The 19,848-nt window shown below is 60.0% G+C and carries 9 protein-coding genes; 6 read left to right on the plus strand and 3 right to left on the minus strand.

All coding sequences use genetic code 11. The annotated features are described in order from the left end of the window. Positions 1-22 precede the first annotated feature (22 nt). Genes Enr8_RS15715 through Enr8_RS15725 form a run of 3 tightly spaced genes read left to right on the plus strand, consistent with a single transcriptional unit; the run spans position 23 to position 2,317 of the window. On the plus strand, positions 23-667 hold the full coding sequence (locus tag Enr8_RS15715) for an RNA polymerase sigma factor (RefSeq protein WP_146433181.1): 645 nt from the start codon (positions 23-25) through the stop codon (positions 665-667). 11 nt (positions 668-678) lie between these two features. Continuing rightward, a complete protein-coding gene (locus tag Enr8_RS15720) occupies positions 679-1,191 on the plus strand; it encodes an anti-sigma factor family protein (protein ID WP_146433183.1) in 513 nt (170 codons plus the stop codon). Next, positions 1,181-2,317: a hypothetical protein gene (locus tag Enr8_RS15725; RefSeq protein ID WP_146433185.1), complete on the plus strand. Its 1,137-nt coding sequence runs from the start codon at positions 1,181-1,183 to the stop codon at positions 2,315-2,317. The genes Enr8_RS15720 and Enr8_RS15725 overlap by 11 nt, the downstream gene beginning before the upstream one ends. Positions 2,318-2,550: 233 nt before the next feature. Here Enr8_RS15725 and Enr8_RS15730 read toward each other — a convergent pair whose 3' ends face one another. Then, positions 2,551-10,755 carry a tetratricopeptide repeat protein gene (locus Enr8_RS15730; protein WP_146433187.1) on the minus strand — a complete coding sequence of 2,735 codons (8,205 nt, stop codon included), beginning with the start codon at positions 10,753-10,755 and terminating at the stop codon, positions 2,551-2,553. A gap of 315 nt (positions 10,756-11,070) precedes the next feature. On the opposite strand from Enr8_RS15730, the gene Enr8_RS15735 reads away from it, so the two are divergent. After that, positions 11,071-12,717 carry an alpha/beta hydrolase gene (locus Enr8_RS15735; RefSeq protein ID WP_186767684.1) on the plus strand — a complete coding sequence of 549 codons (1,647 nt, stop codon included), beginning with the start codon at positions 11,071-11,073 and terminating at the stop codon, positions 12,715-12,717. Positions 12,718-12,764: 47 nt separating this feature from the next. Here Enr8_RS15735 and Enr8_RS15740 read toward each other — a convergent pair whose 3' ends face one another. Then, positions 12,765-13,580 (minus strand): transglutaminase-like domain-containing protein, encoded by an 816-nt coding sequence (locus Enr8_RS15740; RefSeq protein WP_146433192.1) that lies wholly within the window; start codon positions 13,578-13,580, stop codon positions 12,765-12,767. A 320-nt stretch (positions 13,581-13,900) separates the two neighbouring features. Then, the gene (locus Enr8_RS15745; protein WP_146433194.1) at positions 13,901-17,446 is read right to left on the minus strand and encodes a PVC-type heme-binding CxxCH protein; all 3,546 of its coding nucleotides are present in this window, start codon (positions 17,444-17,446) and stop codon (positions 13,901-13,903) included. Between the two features lie 250 nt (positions 17,447-17,696). Here Enr8_RS15745 and Enr8_RS15750 point away from each other — a divergent pair, with 250 nt between their 5' ends. After that, positions 17,697-18,986, plus strand: a complete 1,290-nt coding sequence (locus Enr8_RS15750) for an outer membrane protein assembly factor BamB family protein (protein ID WP_246120099.1) — start codon at positions 17,697-17,699, stop codon at positions 18,984-18,986. 175 nt (positions 18,987-19,161) lie between these two features. Continuing rightward, positions 19,162-19,848, plus strand: a complete 687-nt coding sequence (locus Enr8_RS15755) for a CerR family C-terminal domain-containing protein (protein ID WP_146433196.1) — start codon at positions 19,162-19,164, stop codon at positions 19,846-19,848.

Genomic DNA, 19,848 nt, shown 5'->3' on the forward strand with positions numbered 1-19,848 from the left:
CCGAACAGGCCAGGAGCGCCGCTTGTCGATTACTGAATCGACCGCCAAACGTTACGAACTGCAAGATCCGGACGTCCGGCTCATGCTTGAGGTGCGCGACGACAATGCGGCCGCGTTCGAGGAGTTGATGCTGCGCTATCAAAACCGGCTGATTAACCTGATGCACCATTTGATGGGGCGCCGCGACCAGGCCGAAGACCTGGCCCAGGAGGTTTTTCTGCGGGTCTACCGATCGCGCAAGTCGTACAAGCCGGGCTCGAAGTTTTCGACCTGGCTGTACACGATCGCCAATAACGTCGCCAGCAACGCTCGCCGCAGTATGGCTCGTCGCAAAGAGATCCACATCGACGGCGGCGATGAGGGGGGACTAGGCCCGGCCAATCCGCTCGAACGGATCGCCAAAGCGGCCAGCGGGCAGATGCCGGCGCGGGTGATCGACCGGGCCGAGATGGGCGAAGTCGTCCGCCTGGCGATGGAAACGCTGAACGACCGCCAGCGAATGGCGGTATTGTTGTCGAAATTTGAGGAAATGAGTTACGCCGATATCGCGACCACCATGGGGATGTCGGTTGAAGCGATTAAGTCTCTGCTCTCGCGGGCCCGGGCCAATTTGAAAGTGGCGTTGGAACCGTACCTGGAGCAAGGGGCGCGACCGCCAGCCGAATGAGCGCCAGTCATATGAGTACGCCGAACAACGACAATTTGGTACCTGTCGATGACGCCGAGCAGCAGCTTGTCGCCTATCTCGACGGAGAGTTGACCGACGACGATCGCATCGCCGTCGAAGCTCGCCTGGCCGACGACTTCGACTATCGTCAGCGGCTGCAGCGGCTGGAGCGCGCCTGGGATATGCTCGATACGCTCCCCCGCGTCGAAGCGAGCGAATCGTTCGTGCATACCACGGTCGAAATGATCTCAGTCGCCGCTTCGCAAGAGCTCGAAACGATTCAGGATCAGCAACAATCGCGCAAATGGCGGGTGCTGGCGATTACTTTGGCCGCTTCACTGGTGGCGGCGGTCGCCGGGTTCGGCTGGATCAGCTATTCAGCCAGCAGCGAAAACCAGCAACTGCTGACGGAACTGCCGCTGATCGAAAACATGGACAAGTACCAGAAGGTCGACGAGGTCGAGTTCCTCGAACAGCTTCGCAACGAGGGACTGTTCGTCTCGGAGGTGGATGATGGCGCTTAGGCGATTTGCGCTTTCGACCTGTTTGCTGCTTGCCGGGGCCAGCTTTGCCCAGGGAGAAGACCTTGCCGAACGTCGGCAGCGAATCGAGCAGATGTCGCAGGCCGAAAAGGAAGAGCTAATGGCCAGCCAGCAGCGATGGGAGCGACTGTCGGACGACGGCCGTGAGCATTGCCTGGAGATCCATACGGCCCTGGAGACCCGCGATGACGGCCAGGAGCTGCGCGACGTAATGAACCGTTATTATGAGTGGCTCAAGTCGCTCGATCCGGTCAAGCGGGCCGAAATTGAAAAGCTGCCGATCGACAAACGGGTCGTGGTGATCAAGTCGGAACTGGAAGAAGAGTCGCGCCGCCGCCGGTTCGGAATGATGCGTGATGCGCTGCACGACGCCAGTCCGCAAGACATGCCCAAAATCTGGAGTTGGCTCGTCGATTTCATGAAGACCAATCGCGAGCCGATCGAAAGATACATGGACGCGCAGCTCAGCGAAAATTCGCGGTTGCGGGCCCGACTCGAGGAACGCCCCGAAGAGCAGCAGTTGTTCTGGGTTTGGAGCAAGATGAACTTTGACCGTCAGGAAGACGCTCCCTTGCCGGGGCCGCAAGACATCCGTCGCCTGATGGCCGATTTGACTCCGAAGACCCGAGACCTAATCGAGAAGCTGCCGATCGACGGTCAACGAGAAATTTTGCGACAATTGATCTTCCGCGCGTTCCACTCGCAGATGTTGGAAAACGCCAGCGAAGAGGATGTCCGCAAGTACTTTGAAAAGCTGCCGGCCGAACGTCGCAGTCACTTGGCGACATTGCCCAAAGAGGAATTCGACAAGGAGTTGCGCGAGGAATACTCGCGCCACCTGATGTTTAACTTCTTTGGCGGCGGTCGACCTGGCGGGCCCGGTGGACCGGGAGGTCCGGGAGGACCGGGAGGACCGGGAGGACCGGGAGGACCGGGAGGACCGCGTGGCGACGGCAATGGGCCGAGCCGCCGGGGCGATTGGAATGGACCGGGCGGCCGTGGAGGTCCGCGTGGTCAAGACGATCGTGGCGGAGACCGCCGACGGGGCGACGAAAATCGCCCCATGACGCCAGCTGAAGAACAGCCGGCGACCAGCGAATCGAACTAGCTAGGCCACGCTCTATCAAAAAAAGGCCGATGCACAAGCATCGGCCTTTTTCGTTCTCTTATAGCGACGGCCCCTTAGAGCGGTTTTCCTCCATATGTATCGTTCTGGCTGGTTGCGGCCGCGCTGGTCGGCGTTGACCTGCATCGACGAATCTTGAGGATTCGCCTGCTTCGGGCGCCTTGACCAGCTTGCCTCACCAACGCCAGAAACGCTACAGCTATCAGAAAAACGCTCTAGAACTTGAAGTTCTGGATCCCTTCTTTCACATTGTTGCGGTAGAAGTTGTCCAGGTTCATCCGCTGCTCTTGCTGGATCATTTCGTTGCCAGCTCGGATCCCCTTAAGCAACTCATCGTTGAGCTTCGCCTTGTTGCTCATTCCCTTGCCGCCGTAGGCTGCGTTGGGCGCCTGCTGTTGGGAAGTCGGAACAGGGGCGTTGCCGAGCGACTTCTCGCCGCGGTAGAAGGCGTATTCGCCCGCTTCCGCTTCGGCCAGGATCGTCGTCCGCCCCTGAATGCCGTCGGCCACAAAGACGCCACGGAGGTCGGTGTCGCCCGAGACGAACTCGTCATTGGCGGAGCCGATCACTTTGACGTGCACGTCGGCGACGTAGGCGTCGGTTTTGACGTTACGAATCGTCGCTCGGACGCGGCCCGAATCGACCTCTTCCTGCACTTCGACCTTCAGCGGCGAGATCAACACCAGGCCGCTGGCATGCAGGTTATCGCCACGGCAGACGACCAGGTAGGCGCCTTCCTCTTTGAGCGGCAGGTTCACCTCTTTCGTCCGATCCCGATAGTCCTTGCCATCGCCCAACTCCACTTTCTCTTCGTGGTAGGGGCGAATGCCGGCCAGGTTAATCTTGGTGATCTGCTGCAAGTTGCGGCGTAGCAGGCCGAACTTCATCAGGTCGATGCGGTAAACGTTGACGTCGCAAGCCGCGATATTGCGGAACTCGAGCTTCACCTTGGCCGCCTCATCCGGCGTGAAGGTCGAAACGTCGTCGAGCGCAATCCGCTTGTGCAGGAAGTAGTCGATCGACTGAGCGGCGTCGACAAAGCGATCCTTCACCTTCTCGTAGTCGGCGATCGCGGCAGCGGCCTGACCCAAGGCATGGTGGATCTGCCCCATGATGTAGACGGCTCGCCACTTGTTCTCCTCGGCCAGCTGACGACTGCCGGAGAGGGTCGCGGGGCGTTTGTACTCGGCGACCTGCTCGCACATCTCCAGGGCCTTCTCGTGCTGTCCGAGAGCAAAGTGGCAGAAACCGGTGATGTACCAGTAGCTGCTGAGGAAATTGCTGTCGGCGTAGCGGCGGGTGTAGTCGCCGCAGACCGAAATCGCCTGTTGATAAGCGTCGAGCTCAATCAAGCCGGTCGCCAACGAGAAGGCGGCCTGGTCGGCCGAAGGATCTTCCGGATTGGAGGTCAGGAAGTTCTCGAGCATCCCCAGCGAACGCCGGACCAGCGTCACCCGGTTGATGTTCTTCTCTTTCAGCTGCGGGTCCTGAGCCGCATTGGGGGCCTTGGAGAAGACCTGCTGGGCCAGAGCGTACTCGGCGGTCGCCACGTACGGTTCTGGCGGCGAATTCTGCAGCAGGGCGGTCATCACCTCGACGCTGCGGAGGAACTCGCTTTGATCCTGCAGGAAGCCGGCGACCTGGCTTTCGACCATAAAGCTGGCTTCGACCGTCGCCCGGTAGACCAGGTAGGCCCGCTCGTACTCGCCGATCTCGTGGTACGCTTTGCCAATTTTCATCAGCTTGGCGAACGGAATCTCCAGCTCAGGATACTTCTCGATCACGATCTCGAAGTAACGCACCGCTTCGGCCGATTTGCCTTGCGCCAGGCTGATATCGAGCAGCATCCGGACCGTTTGCTGGAAGTAGTTGGTCTGCAGATTCCAGTTGCTGAATAGCTCGGTCAGATGGCCATGGGCGCCTTCGTAGTCATGCTTTTCAAACTTCAACCGGCCCAGCTCGTACAGTTCGAGCGGGGTCAGCCGATACTTGTCTTCGCTCTTGCCACCCAGGGGAAGCACCTTCAGCGGCTGCGACTTGGCGACGACCATGTCGTCCAAGTGATAGGCGTCGCGGAGGATCGTCGGCAGCCCTTGATAGTCACCGGGGATCGAGCCGATCACGTCAAACTCGACGCGCCCCAGGCCGCGGTTGCCGCCGAGATAGAAGAGGATGCCGCCTGGCTGGACCTCGAAACGTTCGAAGCTGCCGCGGACCGACTTTTCGTCGACGCGAACGCCGGAGGGGAGCGGCTCGAAGGCGATCAGGTAAGGCATCTGCTGATCGCGAGAATTGCCAGGGACGTTGTTCCGCCACATTTCGAGCGAAACGTGCCCCTTCTTCGCGACCGGCAACTGCGTCATGTCATTGCGGAAGCTGGAGTAGTTGCCGGTTACGAGGCCGAATCCACGCGAAACCGGGCGGCCGTCAAATTCGATCGGGGCAGGCGTGTAGTAGCGACGGACTCGCCAGTTGTTGGCGGTGCTCTCCAGCTTGTCGGCGGCGACGAAGCCGGCCAACACGCATTCGTAGGAGAACTCGCCGCGGCCGTTGAGCTCGAAACGAACGGTTTCTTTTTCTTTGTTGGTCAGCATGTCGACCGGCACTTCCAACGTTTGCGTGGTCGACTCGGCGTCAAACTTCAGCGTCTTTAGCGGTTTGTCGTTGACGATCACCGTCAGGTCATAAGCGTCGGCGGCCAACTGCTTGGTGGCGTTGTAGCCGCAGACCGCCAGCATGATCGGGCCGACCGCTTTCTCGGGCGCCCAGCGAGCCCCGCAGCGATGCTGCATCAGCCACTCAACTTCCTTGCGCAGCTCTTCCTGCTGCGGCGAGAGCTTGTACTGGCACAACGCGTAGAGCCCACGAGTTTCGACCTCCGCCGAGTTCCACGACATCGGCGAGACGCCGCCCCCTCCGAGCTTCTGCTTGGCCAACGCGATGATTTCGCCAGCCGTTTCTTTGCGGTTCATTTCGGCGAAGGTCAGGGCCAAGTACGCCAACCCGGCGTTGGAAAGGGAATTGCGATTGCGGTAGAGTTGGTTGGCGAGCGGGAAGTCTTCGTGGCCCGCTTTGGTTACCGCATGCAGCAGCACAGCACGGCTTTCGTAATCGCCGACCGCCAATTGCGTTAGCTGGTTCTTCAGAAAGTTGAGCCCGCGATCGAAGACCGCCTTGTCGACGGGGTAACCAGCGTTCTTCGCCAGCGACAATGCCCACATCGCTCGCGACGAAGTATAGGCGTTGCTGGATCCGGAAGGACCGGCCCAGTTCCACGAGCCATCGTCTTTTTGCGTCGCCACGATCGAGCGCAGGTTGCGGCGGATCGCCTCGTCGAGCGATTGCATCTGTGGGTTCGATGCGTCGCGTCCTTTACTCATCAGCTGTTGCAGCGCCAACGCCGCCATCAGATCGCTGGTGTTGGTGTCGATGCCGGTGGCGAAGCGTTGGTTGTCCAATTGACGCAGCGTCGGCGCCGTGTGCAGCACGTCGAACAGCGTTTGTTGTACGGTCGGGCCGATCACGATCTGCATTCGCGGGCTGCTCCAGGGCATCTTTTCTGGACGCTGAACGAAAGCCGAAGTGCTGCTGGCCGATGTGCCGGTGGCGATCGCATAGACCGGCATGCCGGCGGGCAGCAGCGGGGCCAAAGCCAATTGCTGGTCGGTCGTCTCGCCGGCTGAGACGGTCAGCGAGAACTCAATCTCGGCGCCCGGTTCGGCGTCGTCCTTACCAGCGACCGGCAGGGCGAAGCGGACCGGGAAGGCGAGATCGACGATTCCCTTCTTTTCGACCTTTAGCGTCTTGGTCTCGGTTTGCGACTTGGCGCCGATCGTCGTCTTCAGCGTGACGGTGATTTCTCCCTCGTCGATCAGGTCGTTATGAACCGTGACCGGGATCTGGGCCGAGTCGCCATCGACAAATGCGGCCGCCGTACGCAATTCGCCAAACAGCGACTTGCTGACCGCCAGTTCGGTTTCGGCCTGACCGGCGAGGGTATCGACCGTCACCCCGCGTGATTTCAGCTGCCAGGCGGTCGAACGTTCGGGCAGCGTGATCTCGATCTTCGCTTTTCCCTTCTTGTCGGTCATGACGGCGGGATCCCAGAAGCCGGTCTCCTGGGCTGGAATGCCGATCAAGATCCGCTCGCCATTGGCGGCCGCCTTTTTCAGGCGATCTCCGGCGGCGCTTGCGCCCCAGTTCTTACCCAGTTCGGTCGCGAAGTTGAGGTTCGAGAAACGCCCGTCAATGCCCAACATCTGGACTTCACGCTGGGCGCCAAGAACTTTCCAATTGTCGGCCTGCATCATCCAGTTGGAGTCATAGGCGAGCCGATTCAATTGGCGGTCCGATTCAAAATAGTAGTCGTACCGGTTCTTTTCGTCCGCTTCGCGTTTGCGGCGAAGCGAACTTTCGTCTAGCGGGGCTTGGCCGTCGCCCGCCATCTGGCGACTCTGGGCCATTTGCTGCTGCGGATAGGCGCCGTAGTCGCGGGCCGGCTGACTGGCCGCCGGTGGCGGGGCGTTGTTGCCGCCGCCAAAGAAACCGCCGCCTCCGAATCCGCCTCCACCGCCGCCGAAGCCCCCCATGGCGCCAGACTGTGGAGCCGCAAAACGGGCTCCGCCGGCTCGGCCGTTCAGGGCGATGCCGTCAAAGTCGCGGTCGCTTAGTTCCGACAGCGTTTCTTCTTCGCGGGCCAGCGTCTCCAGGCGTTCCTCTTCGGCCAACAGCAGTCGGTCGATGGAGCTGGTTTGGGGGTGATAGCAGAACTCGATCGTCGCCGAGGTTCGCATCGCGAAGGTCCGGGAAGCCCCACCGAAGAATTTCTCGATCGCCGCAACTCGCTCCGGGAAACGCTCCAAGAGCGCCTTCTCGACCATCGCCACGCTCAGCTCGGCGGGAACGGGTTGTCCGGCGGCGTTGGTTGTCGTGACTTCCAGCTCGATCTTGTCACCCGGCTTGTGGTTGTCACCGAGGATCCTCATCGCGATTTGCAGATCACGTTCGACCTGGAACGGGCTGGTCGCGGTGTGAAAGCGAACCGGCGCCTCTTCAAGCGATTGTTCTTTGGTCGGATCGATCATCACCGCCAGCGACATCTGGAAGTTGGGGGCCAGTTTCGAGTCGACGTCGATCGCGATCTCGTTGTCCCCCTTCTTCAGCTGTACCAGGCGATACTCCAAGATCTTGGCCCCTTCCAGCGTCAACAGCGCCAAGGCCGGGCGTTCGCGCCAGTGAACTTTCACCGTCGCTTTTTCGCCCGCCTTCAGCGTGTGCCGATCGGCCAAAATGCGGAGGCGAATCTTGTCTTCTTCGCCCGAGATTCTTACAGCGACCTGACCCGAGACAATGTTGTCAAACCGGTCGGTTCCTTCCAGGCGAACGCGATAGTCGCCCCCGTCGGGAAGCTGGAGCGTCTTGCGGACGACGCCGGTCTTCTCGTCACTCTTGACGGCGAACTCTTCGACCAGCTTCTCTTGTTTGCCGCTGGCGCCCTTGGCGTCGAGCAACTGGAAAACCTTCAGCGTCAGGTCCTGGGCGATCGGTTTCCCTTCGGCGTCGTTAACCGTAGCGTCGACTTCAAACGTCTCGCCAGCCAGATAGACCGGGCGAACCGTCTTGGCCGTGATCGTGAAGCCCTGCGTCGACAGCAAGAAGGGATGCGTGGTCGAGGTTGAGTGGGCCGGCAGTTGGACCGCCAGGTTCAGCGTTTGCGATTGGCGGAAGTCGCGGGTCTCGAACTCGAACTTCACTTCTCCCTTGTCGTCGGTCGTGGCGGTGAACATCCGGTCGCCATTGAGGGCGTAGCTGATCTCGGCGCCTTCGACCGGGGCGCCATAGTAGTAGGCGGCCTTGATGGCGCCGGTGATCTTCTCTCCCCGATAATAAACCTTGCGATCGGATTCGACCGTCAGAAAGACGGAGGGGAGCTGGTACTCGTGGACCACGAACGATCCTTCGTACCTTACTTTGTCCGCCGAGACGACCATCCGGTAGTTGCCCAGCGCCGCGCCGGTCGGCAGCAGCAAGTGCGATTGGAACGAGCCGTAGTCGCTCAGCTTGATCTCTTCTTCCATCACCAGGCGATTGCGGCCGTCGAAGACCTCCAGCTTGTAGTCGCGATTCTCGGGCACGACGTAGATGTCATTGACGGCGTCGCGGATGATCCCCTTCAGGTGAACCAACTGGCCGGGGCGATAGGCGGGACGATCGGTGTACAGGTAGCCGGCGCGAGCCAATCCCTGAGCGACGCCCAAACCGTTCAAATTGACGACGCTTGACGCGATGTGACCATCGGCGATCGCAAAGACTCGCAGGTCGGCCGGATCACGTAGTTCTTTGCGATTGGCCTGGTAGACGCCATCTTCGCCTGTCTCGACCTCGGCGAAGACTTCGCTGCCGTTGGAGAGCAACAGCTTGACGCCAGGCCACGGTTTGCCGGTTCGCATATTCTGCGTGAAGATGAAGACCTCGTCCCGCGAGCTTTTCACGATCATGTCGAGATCGCTCTGCAGGACCAGCGTGGTCGCTTCCTGCGTCTTGCCGCTGACGGTGATCGCCATGACGCCGGCGGTCGGCTTGTCATCACCGGGCAGCGGCACGTCGACCTGGGTCGAAAAGAGCCGATATTTCTCGTAGTCCGCAACCTTGTGCTCTAGCTGCGAATCGGGATCGATCAACGCGATATCGAGCGATTCGACGCCGGTCGCCAGATGCATCTTGCGGAAGTAGGTTTCGAGATCGACCTTGTAGATCTGCACGTCGACCGATTCCAGGTTGCGGGTTTTCAGGCCGATCTTGGGCGTTTCGTTGCTGCGGTAGACGCGAACGGTGCTGATCGACAGTGATTTGTTCGACAATAGCGCGATCTGCTGCTGCGCCGCTCCGGCCTGCGAGCCCCAGTTCAGCTTCTTGTACTCTTCCATCGCATCGGCCAGGCGATTCAGATCCTCGGCCAAGGTCAGGCCGACGCGGTATTGGGCGATCGAAGCTTCATTGGTCCGGGGATACTTCGAGACGACCTGGCGCCAGGCGGTGATCGCCTCGTCGTACTTTTTCTGCCGATAGAGCATTTCGGCGAAGTCGTTCTGGATGCCCCGATTGCGTTCGTCAATCGGATACTTCACCAGAAACTCACCCCACGCGGCGCGAGCGGCGTCGTAATCTTCCCGCTCCATCGCATCCTTACCCTTGGCATACTCGGCGTTGATGATCTGCCGCTGCGCTTCGCTCCAATTTCCGTGGGTTGGGTGCTGTTGCAGATAGGTGCGCCAGGCGGCGATCGCTTCTTCAAATTTCTTCTGTCGCGCCAGGGCCAAGCCTTTCAGATATTGGGCTGACGCGTACTGGTTGGTCTTGGCTAGATCGTCCTGGGCTAGAAATTCATCGATCGCGGCAAGTGCGTCTTCGGTCCGACCTTGATGCAGATAGCTCTGGACGATTCGCAGGTGGGCGGACGCCACGTTCTTGTGATCGGGGTAGGTCGTCAGAAACTTCTTCAGGGCGGCGACGCCAAGTTCCAGGTCATCTTTGTTGTTGGGATTGGGCAGGCCATACGTCTCAGATATGCGGAACGAGGCGAGCGGAATCAGAGGCGATTTGGCGGTCCCATTGAGGGAAAGTAGATCTTCCCAGGTGCGGCGCGACTCGACTTGGTTGCCTGCCGCCAGGTAGGTTTCGCCCAGTTCGTAGCGAGCCGGCAGCAACAGGCCGTCGTCTTCGTTCGCTTTCAGGAAAGCCTGGTAGAGGTTGATCGCCTGGCCGAGGTTGTTCATCTGCTTGTAACAGCGGGCGATCTGCAACCGAATCCGGGTAGCGGTTTCCTTCATCGGGCCGATTTCGGCCGCTTTTTGATAGAAGGCGAGGGCTCGCTGGTAGTCGGGCTGTTTGTTGTCGGCCTTGGGAGCGTAGAAGGCGTCGGCGAATTCGAGATAGATCGCCGCGATCTCTTCTTTCCGCTGCAGCGAGATCAGGTACTCGGCCTCGGCCTGATAGGCAAGTTCGGCGGTTCGGTAATCGCCGGCGCGAGCATGGGCCACACCGATCGCAAACCGGGCTTTCCGCGTCCAATCGCTATCGGGGAACCGCTTGGTCAATTCGGTCATGACCGCGATCGACTCTTTGTACTTGTTAGCGAAGAAGTAGGCCCGGCCTTTCAGATAGGTCAGGTAAGCGGCGTCTCCCTGCTTGTCGGCGATCGCCTGGTCGATGGCGGCGATCGCTTTGTCGTACTGGCGATCTTGCATCGCCTCGCGAACCGGCTTGGGGACCGAGAGGAGGCTTGATTGATTGACGGGGCCGGTTTCGGCCGCCGGGGCGGCGTTGGCCTCGTTGTCTTCGGCCCCATCATTTTGGGCCAGCAGTAGGGTCGGCGAGAGTAGCAGCAACCAAAGAGCAGGGCAGAGAGTCCAGCGTCGCATAGTGGGTTCCCTAATACGCAGCGAATGGAGCGCACGCAGTTGTGTACGAGAAAAGTGGTTCCGCCAATAAGACGAGCATGGGGGGGCGGCGGTTTTCTGATCGTAGTTGAAATCTACGAATTCTCCCAGCAACTGGCGCGGGTTTCGGAGAATTCCGTTTGGCAGCTAAGTACTGACGCGAACTGGCGTTACCGCCGGCGGACGACTCTTGCCCAATTCATCTGGCCAGGGGAGGGGGAAGCCTCTATGATCGTCCCCCCGGGCCCTTGTCTGAAGGGTACGCCAAGCGAGACAGTGAAGAAGGAACGAAGCGTCATGGATCGACGATTTTCCGCAAGTTGGGGCGTTTTTGCCTGCCTGATGGCGATATTGGTCGTGGGCTGCGCCGGCTCTGGCGAAGAAGAAACGGCCTCGGTGCCGGACGATGCGCCGCAAGGTGCGCCGACCGAGCCACTCGCCCAACCAGTCGTCGAGCCGGCCGAAGTCGACGTTCCCCGCGAAAAAATCGAAGCGCGTATTGCTTCCGACGAAATGGAGGTCGCTCCGATGAGGATGCGATCGATGGCCCAGCCCGAAGCCGCCCCCGGCGCAAGTTCGCGGATGATGCGGGCGCCGGCCAGCACGGGAGCTCGGCCTCCGCTGCAAGTCGCCGCCGCCGAAGCGGAAGCGGTTGCAGCCGCCGAGGCGGCGACTATGCCGCAGCCGATGATGGCGCCCATGATGGCGGCTGAGAGCGTCCCCGATGACACGCCTGGCTACGAAGTGGTCGAGGTCCTGTACGGCACCGATCGCGAGCTGGCGCTGGGCGCCGGCATTGTCGGGCACTTCTATCCGGCGATTGGATTGGCGCTCGGCGGTCTCTTGCTGTTTGGCCTGATGTGGAAATACCAGATGGCCCGGATCGGTGGCGTGCTAGCGATCGTCGCCATTTGCTTGGGGCTGTTTGTCGCCCGCGACGCTGGGCTCGACTATCAAAAAGAATTGCGAGCGCTAGGCAGCGGCAGTGCGATGTTTAGCGGCGGCCGCGGCGAACTGCAGTATGGGGCCTGTCACATCAGCATTCCCGAAGTGCACGAAGTTGGCCAATTGGAAGCTCCGTCGATCCTGAAGCTAGAACTGACCGAACGTCCCGAAAAGCATGTCGTGTTGCTGGAGGTCCTCTCAAAAGACGAAGAGGCGTTCTTTGCCGATCTGCGCGAAATGGTCGCCCAATCGCCGCGCCACGAGGTGCTGATTTTCGTCCATGGCTACAACGTTTCGTTTGAAGACGCCGCTCGACGTACCGCTCAGATGGCGTACGACCTGAAGTTTACTGGCGTGCCGATGTTCTATAGCTGGCCGTCACAGGCCGACCTGCTGGGCTATGCGACCGACCGGGACAATTCGCTCTGGACGGTCTCACACCTCAAAGAGTTCTTGCTGAAGGTCGCCCAGAATAGCAACGCCGATTCGATCAACTTGATCGCCCACAGCATGGGTAACCGGGCGATGGGAGCGGCGCTGGAAGAGATCGCCGCCGAGATGAAAGAAGAAACGAAGCTGTTCAACCAGGTCGTGCTCGCGGCGCCCGACGTCGACGCCCAGGTTTTCAAAGAGGACATCGCCCCGAACATCGTCCGGGCCTCCAACCAGGTCACGTTATACGCATCGGCAAACGACTTGGCGCTGCTGGCGTCGAAAAATGTGAATGGTTATCCCCGGGCCGGCGACGTCCGCCCCGAGATCGTCATCGTGCCAGGCGTCGATACGATCGACGTCTCGGCGATCGACACCAGCCTGATCGGCCACGCCTACTACGGCGACAACGATTCGATCATCAGCGACATCTTCACGCTACTGCACCAGCCGACCCCGGCCTCGCAGCGACGATATCTGAAATCAGCCTCCGGACCCGGCGGGATGTACTGGGTGTTTGAGCCAGGCTCCGGAATCGCAGACGCCGGTGGAGCCGCGACGCGGTAACGCGTCTTTCGTAATCGATCACGCCGCTGGACCAGTGCCGCGTTGATTTAGGCTGGGGCCACTTCGTCCGCCCAGACGCGGAACGACGCCAGTTCGCTGACGCCAAACGTGGTCGTCAGCGCGACATCGGCAGCGTCTCGACCGCGGGCCATCAGGACGCGACCAATCCGGGGTTGGTTGTGTCGTGCGTCAAAGGCGTACCATTGGCCGCCCAGATAGGCCTCGAACCAGGCGCTAAAGTCCATGGGCGCCGGATCGTCCGGCACGCCGATGTCCCCTAAATAGCCGGTGCAGTAGCGAGCCGGGATGTTGCAGTTGCGACAGAAGGTAACCGCCAAGTGCATGAAGTCGCGGCAGACGCCAACCCGTTCGCGATAGGCTTCGAACGCCGTTCGATTGGCCCGCGCCTGCATATAGTCGAAGCGAATATGCTGATGAACGTAGTCGCAGATCGCCTGCACTCGCGCCCAACCGGGCGGCGTCGCACCAAAGAGATTCCAGGCCAGGTCCTTCAATTCGCTGTCGACTTCACAATAGCGACTTGGCAGTAAGTAGATCAGCACGTCGGACGGCAGGTCTTGCACCTGGGCCTGCGTCGCTTGCGGAGCCTGCAGGTCGGGCAAGCCGCAATCTTCGACGAGCGCTTGATTGCGAAACGTCAGGCGATCTGCCGGCGCGACGATCCGCCCGCACCGGTTGCCGAACGAGTCGTAATACTCCTGAATCGGCAAATTGGGGGTCGCCTGCAGACAGTCGAATCGTCGAGTCGTCAGTTCGCGCGTCGGATGCAAGTAAAGCATCAGCAGCATCGGCGCGGGCTGCGGAAGTTGAAACGCAATCTCGTAGCCAACTTGAATTAGCATGGTTTGCCTTGGGGGGAAATGCCTTGCGGCGGCCGCGCTAATGAGGTCCAGCGATTGTCGATGGTCGCCGGAAGGAGGGGTAGGGCGCATTGTAACGTTGATATCTGCACATTCGCCGAGAATCTGGGCAGATTCCGAAAGGAGTCGTTCTCGGGCGAAATACAACGGGTTCTGCCGCCAAAAAGAAAGTTGACAACGGTCACGGATCAACGGTCGATCACCCGCGAAAGCAGACAAGAACGCGAATCCCGAAGGAAAGTGACTAGGCGGAGGTCAGGTGGAGGTTGCAGCCGTTTTCCCCACACTCGATCTAGAGGCTACTAATCGGAAGTGATTTCCACATCAGCGGGAGCATTGCCGATGAACCAGGAGACCCCTTCCTCGCCACGGAAGTGGACGCTGCGGAGCGGCGTTTGGTCATCGCGGCTAAAGAGACTGACGCGGAAGCCGTCGATCGTGGTCGCGGCTGTGCCCGGGGCGCCCCAGACGTAGCGACCATGGTCATACCAACCGCCAACGCCGCGGTCGAGCACGCGCCAATCGCCGCCGCTGCGGACTTCGATCTTCCAGGCGGCGTCCGCTTGCGGCTGATTGGGATAGGCGCCAGAGAGGGTGATCAGGTTGATCGCGACGGGCGTTTCCCACGTGGCCTGGTAGTAGACTGGATCGCTTTCGGAAACGATCCCCAGATCGGCGCCGCCGCCAACGCCGACTTCATGCCACTGTGAGTTTTTCAGGAAGCTTCGCTTGTTGGGTAGGTAAGCGAGATCGCCGGCTTCGCCCCGGGCGCCTTTGCCAAGCTTGGTAGCGTTGCTGGAAAGCTGGGCGGTAGCCAATTCGTTGGTGAGCGACGCCGGAAGATGCAGCTGATCGACGTCGATCGCTTGGGCGCCAGGGATGAACTCGGCATTGGGATCGCTGGGCGGGCGAGTCAGCGAGAGGTAGGCGAACAGGTCGATCAGCTCTTGCTCGCTCAGTTGTTTTTCGAGCCCTTCTGGCATCAGCGACAATTGGCTGACGCGGATCGCCTCGACATCGTCGCGGGGAATCGTTTCGAGTTTGCCACCTTGCAGTTTCAACACGACCCGTTGCTCGTTGTCTTCGACCATCAGGCCCGTCAGAGTGCGCCCATCCGCGGTTAGGACCAGACGGCCTTGGTAGTCAGGTCCGATTACCAAACTGGGATCAAAGACGCTGGAGAGAAGTTGTTCAAACGAACCGCGGCCGTTGGTGGTGATATCGGGACCGACTTCCTGGCCTTGGCCATAGATCTTGTGGCATTGTCCGCACAATTTTTGAAACGCGGCGGCGCCGGCGTGAGGATCACCATCGCGACTGCGGAGCAAACGCCGCATATCGGCGATCACCAGTTCTCGCTCCGGATTGCGCTTGGTGCGGATCTGTCCCCAGACTTGGATCGACTTGGCGACAACTTCGCTATCGGGGCTTTCCTGTAGCCGGCCGACCTGGTTGATGTTGAGCGCCTCTTTGGCGATTTTCTCGGCGGCGACGGCGGCTAGCAGTTGCGTGCTCCAGTCGACTCGCTGCGTGAGGACCTCAAGCGCCTTCGGTTGCAGGTCGCTGGGAAGCTGCGGATACGCGTCCAGCAGCATGGTGGCGACTTGCGGCTGATCGAGTTTGCCCAAGGCGGCGATTGAATCGGCCTGCAGCTGCTGGGAGGTTGGGGGCTTAGAGAGTAATACGTCGCGAACTGCCGGAACGATCTGATCATCGCCAAACGCCACCAATGCGGCGAGTGCTGCGGAACGCTTGTCATCCGGAGTGTCGCCACTTCGATAGGCGGCGCGAACGGCGGCTTGGGCCTGAGCGTTCTTCCAGGTGACCGCCAGCAGCGCGGCGTCGAAGTAGGCGGGGTGTTTATCGCCAGCGGCGAGGATCGGTTGCAGGACCGGTTCCAACTGCGACCGAATCGCGGCCAATCGATCGCCGCTGATTTCGCCCGATTGGACGCGAGCAGCGAGCGTCGCTAGTGAGCTAATTAGGGCAGAGTGGAGCTTCGGCGTCTCAGCGACCAGTTTGACCAATTGGATGATGCTGTCGGTCTCGACATTGGGCGCCGCCAAGATGCGATCGATGACGCGGGGGAGCAGTGCGGCGACGTTTGGATTGGTGGCCAGGTTGCGATCTTGAAGCAATTCGAACAGCTGACCGCTGTCGGTTTCCAGCAGCGGATGAAGGTTTTGCCAGACGATATGGGGAATCAATTTGTCGTCGCCGGCGGCGGCCAGTGCGGTTAGTAATGTCGGCATGGCTGGGATCTTGTGGATCTTGCCAGCGGCGATCACCGCTTGAAGCTGAACGTCGGGACTGGGATCGCTGGCCGCGGTAATGATCTTTGCCCGCAAGACTTCGCTGGCAACCTGGAAGTTGCCGGCGATCCGAATTCCCCAGGCTCGGATGGTCGGATCAGGGTCGTCGACCAGTTCGATCAGAAAGCCATCGCCGGGACATTGGTAGCCAGCGACGGCCCAAATCGCATGCAGACGCGTTTTTCGCGGGGCGGTTGGATCGACGGCAAGCTTGGTCAGCATGTCATAAGCAGACGGTTCTCGTTCGCTCAGCAGCCGCTGAGCGCGGTCGCGATAAAAACGGTTGCTGCTAGAGAGCCGCTCGATTAATTCTTCATCTTCTTCCTTGGCCAAGTCAAACGGCTCGGCTCGCGGGGCGTCTTTGTACCGAATCCGGTAGAGCCGGCCTTTCAGCCGATCGACGTCTGCCGGGCGGGCCATCGCGTCTTGGTAGCAGTGGTACCGGTCGTACCAGTCGAGTATGTAGAGGCAACCGTCGGGGCCAATCTTTTGATCGACCGGCATGTGCCAGACGTCGTTGGCGGTCAGGAAGTCGGGGTGCGGGTTGCCCAAGTAGGTCGAACCGTCGCGGGTCACTTCGTCGACGTTGATACAGGCGCCATGGATATTGCCCATGTAAAGACGATCGCGATACTTCGGCGGATAGGCGTCGCTGTCAAAGTACTCGATACCGCAATAGGCGGCCATTTGATGTTTGTGGTTGACGATCGACTCGATCTTCCAGGTGAACGGCGGATAGGGCCCGCCTTGGCGGTGGTAGTAACCGGTCTCGGTCAGATGCCAGAGGTGATCGATGACGCAGGCGCTGACGAAAGCGCTTCCTTCCGGATCGAACGCGATCCCCCAGGGATTGCTGGTCCCTTCGCAGAAGAGAGAGAACTCATCAGTACGAGGATCGATCCGAAACATCGCGCAGGTGAAATCGAACGTCTTGCCGTTTTGCTCGACATGCGACGGATTGAAGACGCCGTTGAGACCGTAAAGGGCGCCGTCGGGACCCCAGGTCAGCGAATTGGGAAGCTCATGCGTGTCGCGGCGACCAAAACCGGTGACGACCACCCTTCGCTTGTCCGCTTTCAGGTCGCCGTCTGTGTCTTGCAGGAACAGAATGTCAGGCGCGTTGGCGACCCAGACGCCTCCATAACCGACGGCGATGCCGGAGGGAATGTTCAAGCCATCGGCGAAAATCGTCGTTTTGTCGACCTTGCCGTCTCCATCGGTATCTTCCAGCACCTTAACGCGGTCGCGACCGGGACCGGGCGAGTGTCGCGGATACTCCAGCGATTCGGTCACCCAGATTCGTCCCTGGTCGTCAAACGCCATTGCGACCGGATTTACCAGGTCAGGCTCGGCGGCGACCACTTCGACCGAAAAGCCGGGCGGTACGGTCATCTTGGCGGCCGCTTCTTCTGGCGAGAGGGGAGGGCCGGGAAGGGCCGACTGCCGGCGGGGAACGAACGGGCCGTCAGCCAACAGAACGGAGGTGAGCGAGCCGACTAAGATGAGTGACAACAGACGCCGGAAGAGGCAGGGCATGAGCGACAACCGCGGCAAGTGAGGGGGCAGGATCTAGCTTCGTTCGATTGTTAAGGGGGCGAAAGCGAGATGCAATCGTGAAAAACATCTGATCTCCGTAGATTTTTTACGCGTAGTCCCTCGGCGAAGCAAGCTTGCCACCGCCGCTTGCGCGGCTTAGACTCACAACGCCTCGATAATTTTCGAGAGAATCCTGACATTGCCGCCTGTTTCACACCGACCATTTCTCTGCCTGCTTGGGAGATCATGCATGACAACGGCTCGCATTTTGGCGCTCGCTGCGCTAACGCTACTTGGCTCGACCGCTTGGGGCGCCAAACCAGAAGACCCGAACTGGCTGCAGTGGCGCGGTCCCGAGCGCGAAGGGAAAGCGACCTCGACCGGCTTGCTGCCGAACTGGGATTCGGCGCAGCCGAAGTTGCTGGGGATGGTCGAAGGATTGGGGGGCGGCTACGCCAGCGTCTCGATCGTCGACAATATGCTCTACACGACGGGAAACTTCGACAAAGCCCAAGGGGTGGTCGCGGTTGATTTGAACACGCAGCAGATTGCGTGGAAGACGCCGGTTACCGAATCGGTGCCAGAACACGGTTACGGCGGATCGCGATCGACGCCGACGATTGACGGCGATTTTCTGTACGTGGTGATGTCGGACGGCACGGTCGCGTCTCTCGATCGCAAGAGTGGCCGCGGCGTCTGGCGGCGGAGCTTTGAAAAGGAATATGGCGCCAAGCGGCCGGCCTGGGGATTCGCCGAATCGCCGCTGATCGACGGTAATCTGGTGATCTGCACGCCTGGCGCCGAACAGGCCCTGATGCTGGCTTTGAACAAGAAAACGGGCAAAGAAGTCTGGGCGACTCGCGGCGCGCAGTTGGGCGAAAAAGGGAAAGCCGAAGCCGGCTATTCGTCAATCGTTATCGGAACCGGCGGCGGCGTGAAGCAGTATGTCCAGATGACCGGCAAGGGGTTGGTCGGCGTGCGGGCCAAAGATGGGAAGTTCCTCTACAACTACAACGCCGTCGCCAATGACGTGGCGGTGATTCCGACCCCGATCGTCGATGGCGACTACGTTTTCGCCTCGTCGGGCTATCAGACCGGCGCCGGTCTGGTCAAGTTGTCGCGGGCCCGCTCGGGCAACGTGCGTGCGGAAGAGGTTTACTTCCTCGAGCCGAAGACGTTCCAGAATCACCATGGCGGCATGGTGAAGCTGGGGGACTACATCTACGCCGGCACCAAGCACAACGAGGGCTTCCCGATCTGCATCGAGATGAAGACGGGCGAAGTGCAGTGGGGGGGCAACTTCCGGGGCGAAGGAAAAGGCTCGGCCGCGGTCCTCTACGCCGACGGCAACTTCATCTTCCGCTACCAATCGGGCGAGTTGGCTCTGGTTGAAGCGACCCCCAAGGAGTACGTCCTGAAGGGGAAGTTCATGCCGGAATATCAAGAGCGTGAAAGCTGGGCCCACCCAGTGGTGGCGGATGGTAAGCTCTACCTGCGAGAACAGGACAAGCTGATGATCTACGATTTGACCCAGAAATAGATGTCAAATTGACGCTGTCTCTTTTCACGCCAACCAGAAGGCCCGGCTTATCCGGGCCTTTTTTCGTGGTTTCTGGTGATAAATCGGTAAATCTTGCCCAGTTGACGTTTTTTCCGAAACAATTGTTTCATACACTTGTTTTACTTAGGAAGGATACCATTTGCGGAGCTGTTAAGTGGCAATCGACGATCCAACCAGCAAGATCTTAGCCGCGGCGCTCGAAGAGTTCTCTGAAAAGGGATTTCGGGCAGCCACGATTCGCGATATATGCGCAAAAGCGGGCGTGAACCTGGCCGCCGTCAATTACTACTTTGGAGACAAGAAGAAGCTCTATTCGGCGGTGTTTAAGCAGGCTCACCTGAGAGCCCATGAGGATTATCCGCTGCCGAAATGGGCGCCCGAAGAACCGCCTGAGAATCGGCTGCGGGACTTCGTTCGGGTCTCAATGCTGCGGATGCAGTCGAAAACCGACACCAACTTCCACCACCGGCTGATGATGCGCGAGTTCTCGCAGCCGACCGGCGTGGTGGAAGAACTGGTCGAAGAGTTTTTTCGGCCGCACCACAAGTTGCTGATGTCGATCATGCAGGAAATCGTCGGGCCGAACGTGCCTGAGTATCGCCTGAATCAGTTGGCGTTCAGCATGATTGGGCAGTGCTTGTTTTATCGGTTCAATCAGCCGGTACTGCGGATGCTGGTCCCTCAGGAGACGCTGGACGAACATTTTGGCACGGAAGATTTAGCAGAATACATCTACCGATTCGTCCTGACCGCGCTAGAACATGGCGGGTGGGGCGAACCGCTTGAGCGTCAGACGTTGGCGTCTGATTCGGCGGAACCGAGTGCAAAGGGAAGACTTTGA

Source organism: Blastopirellula retiformator (assembly GCF_007859755.1).
GTDB lineage: Bacteria > Planctomycetota > Planctomycetia > Pirellulales > Pirellulaceae > Blastopirellula > Blastopirellula retiformator.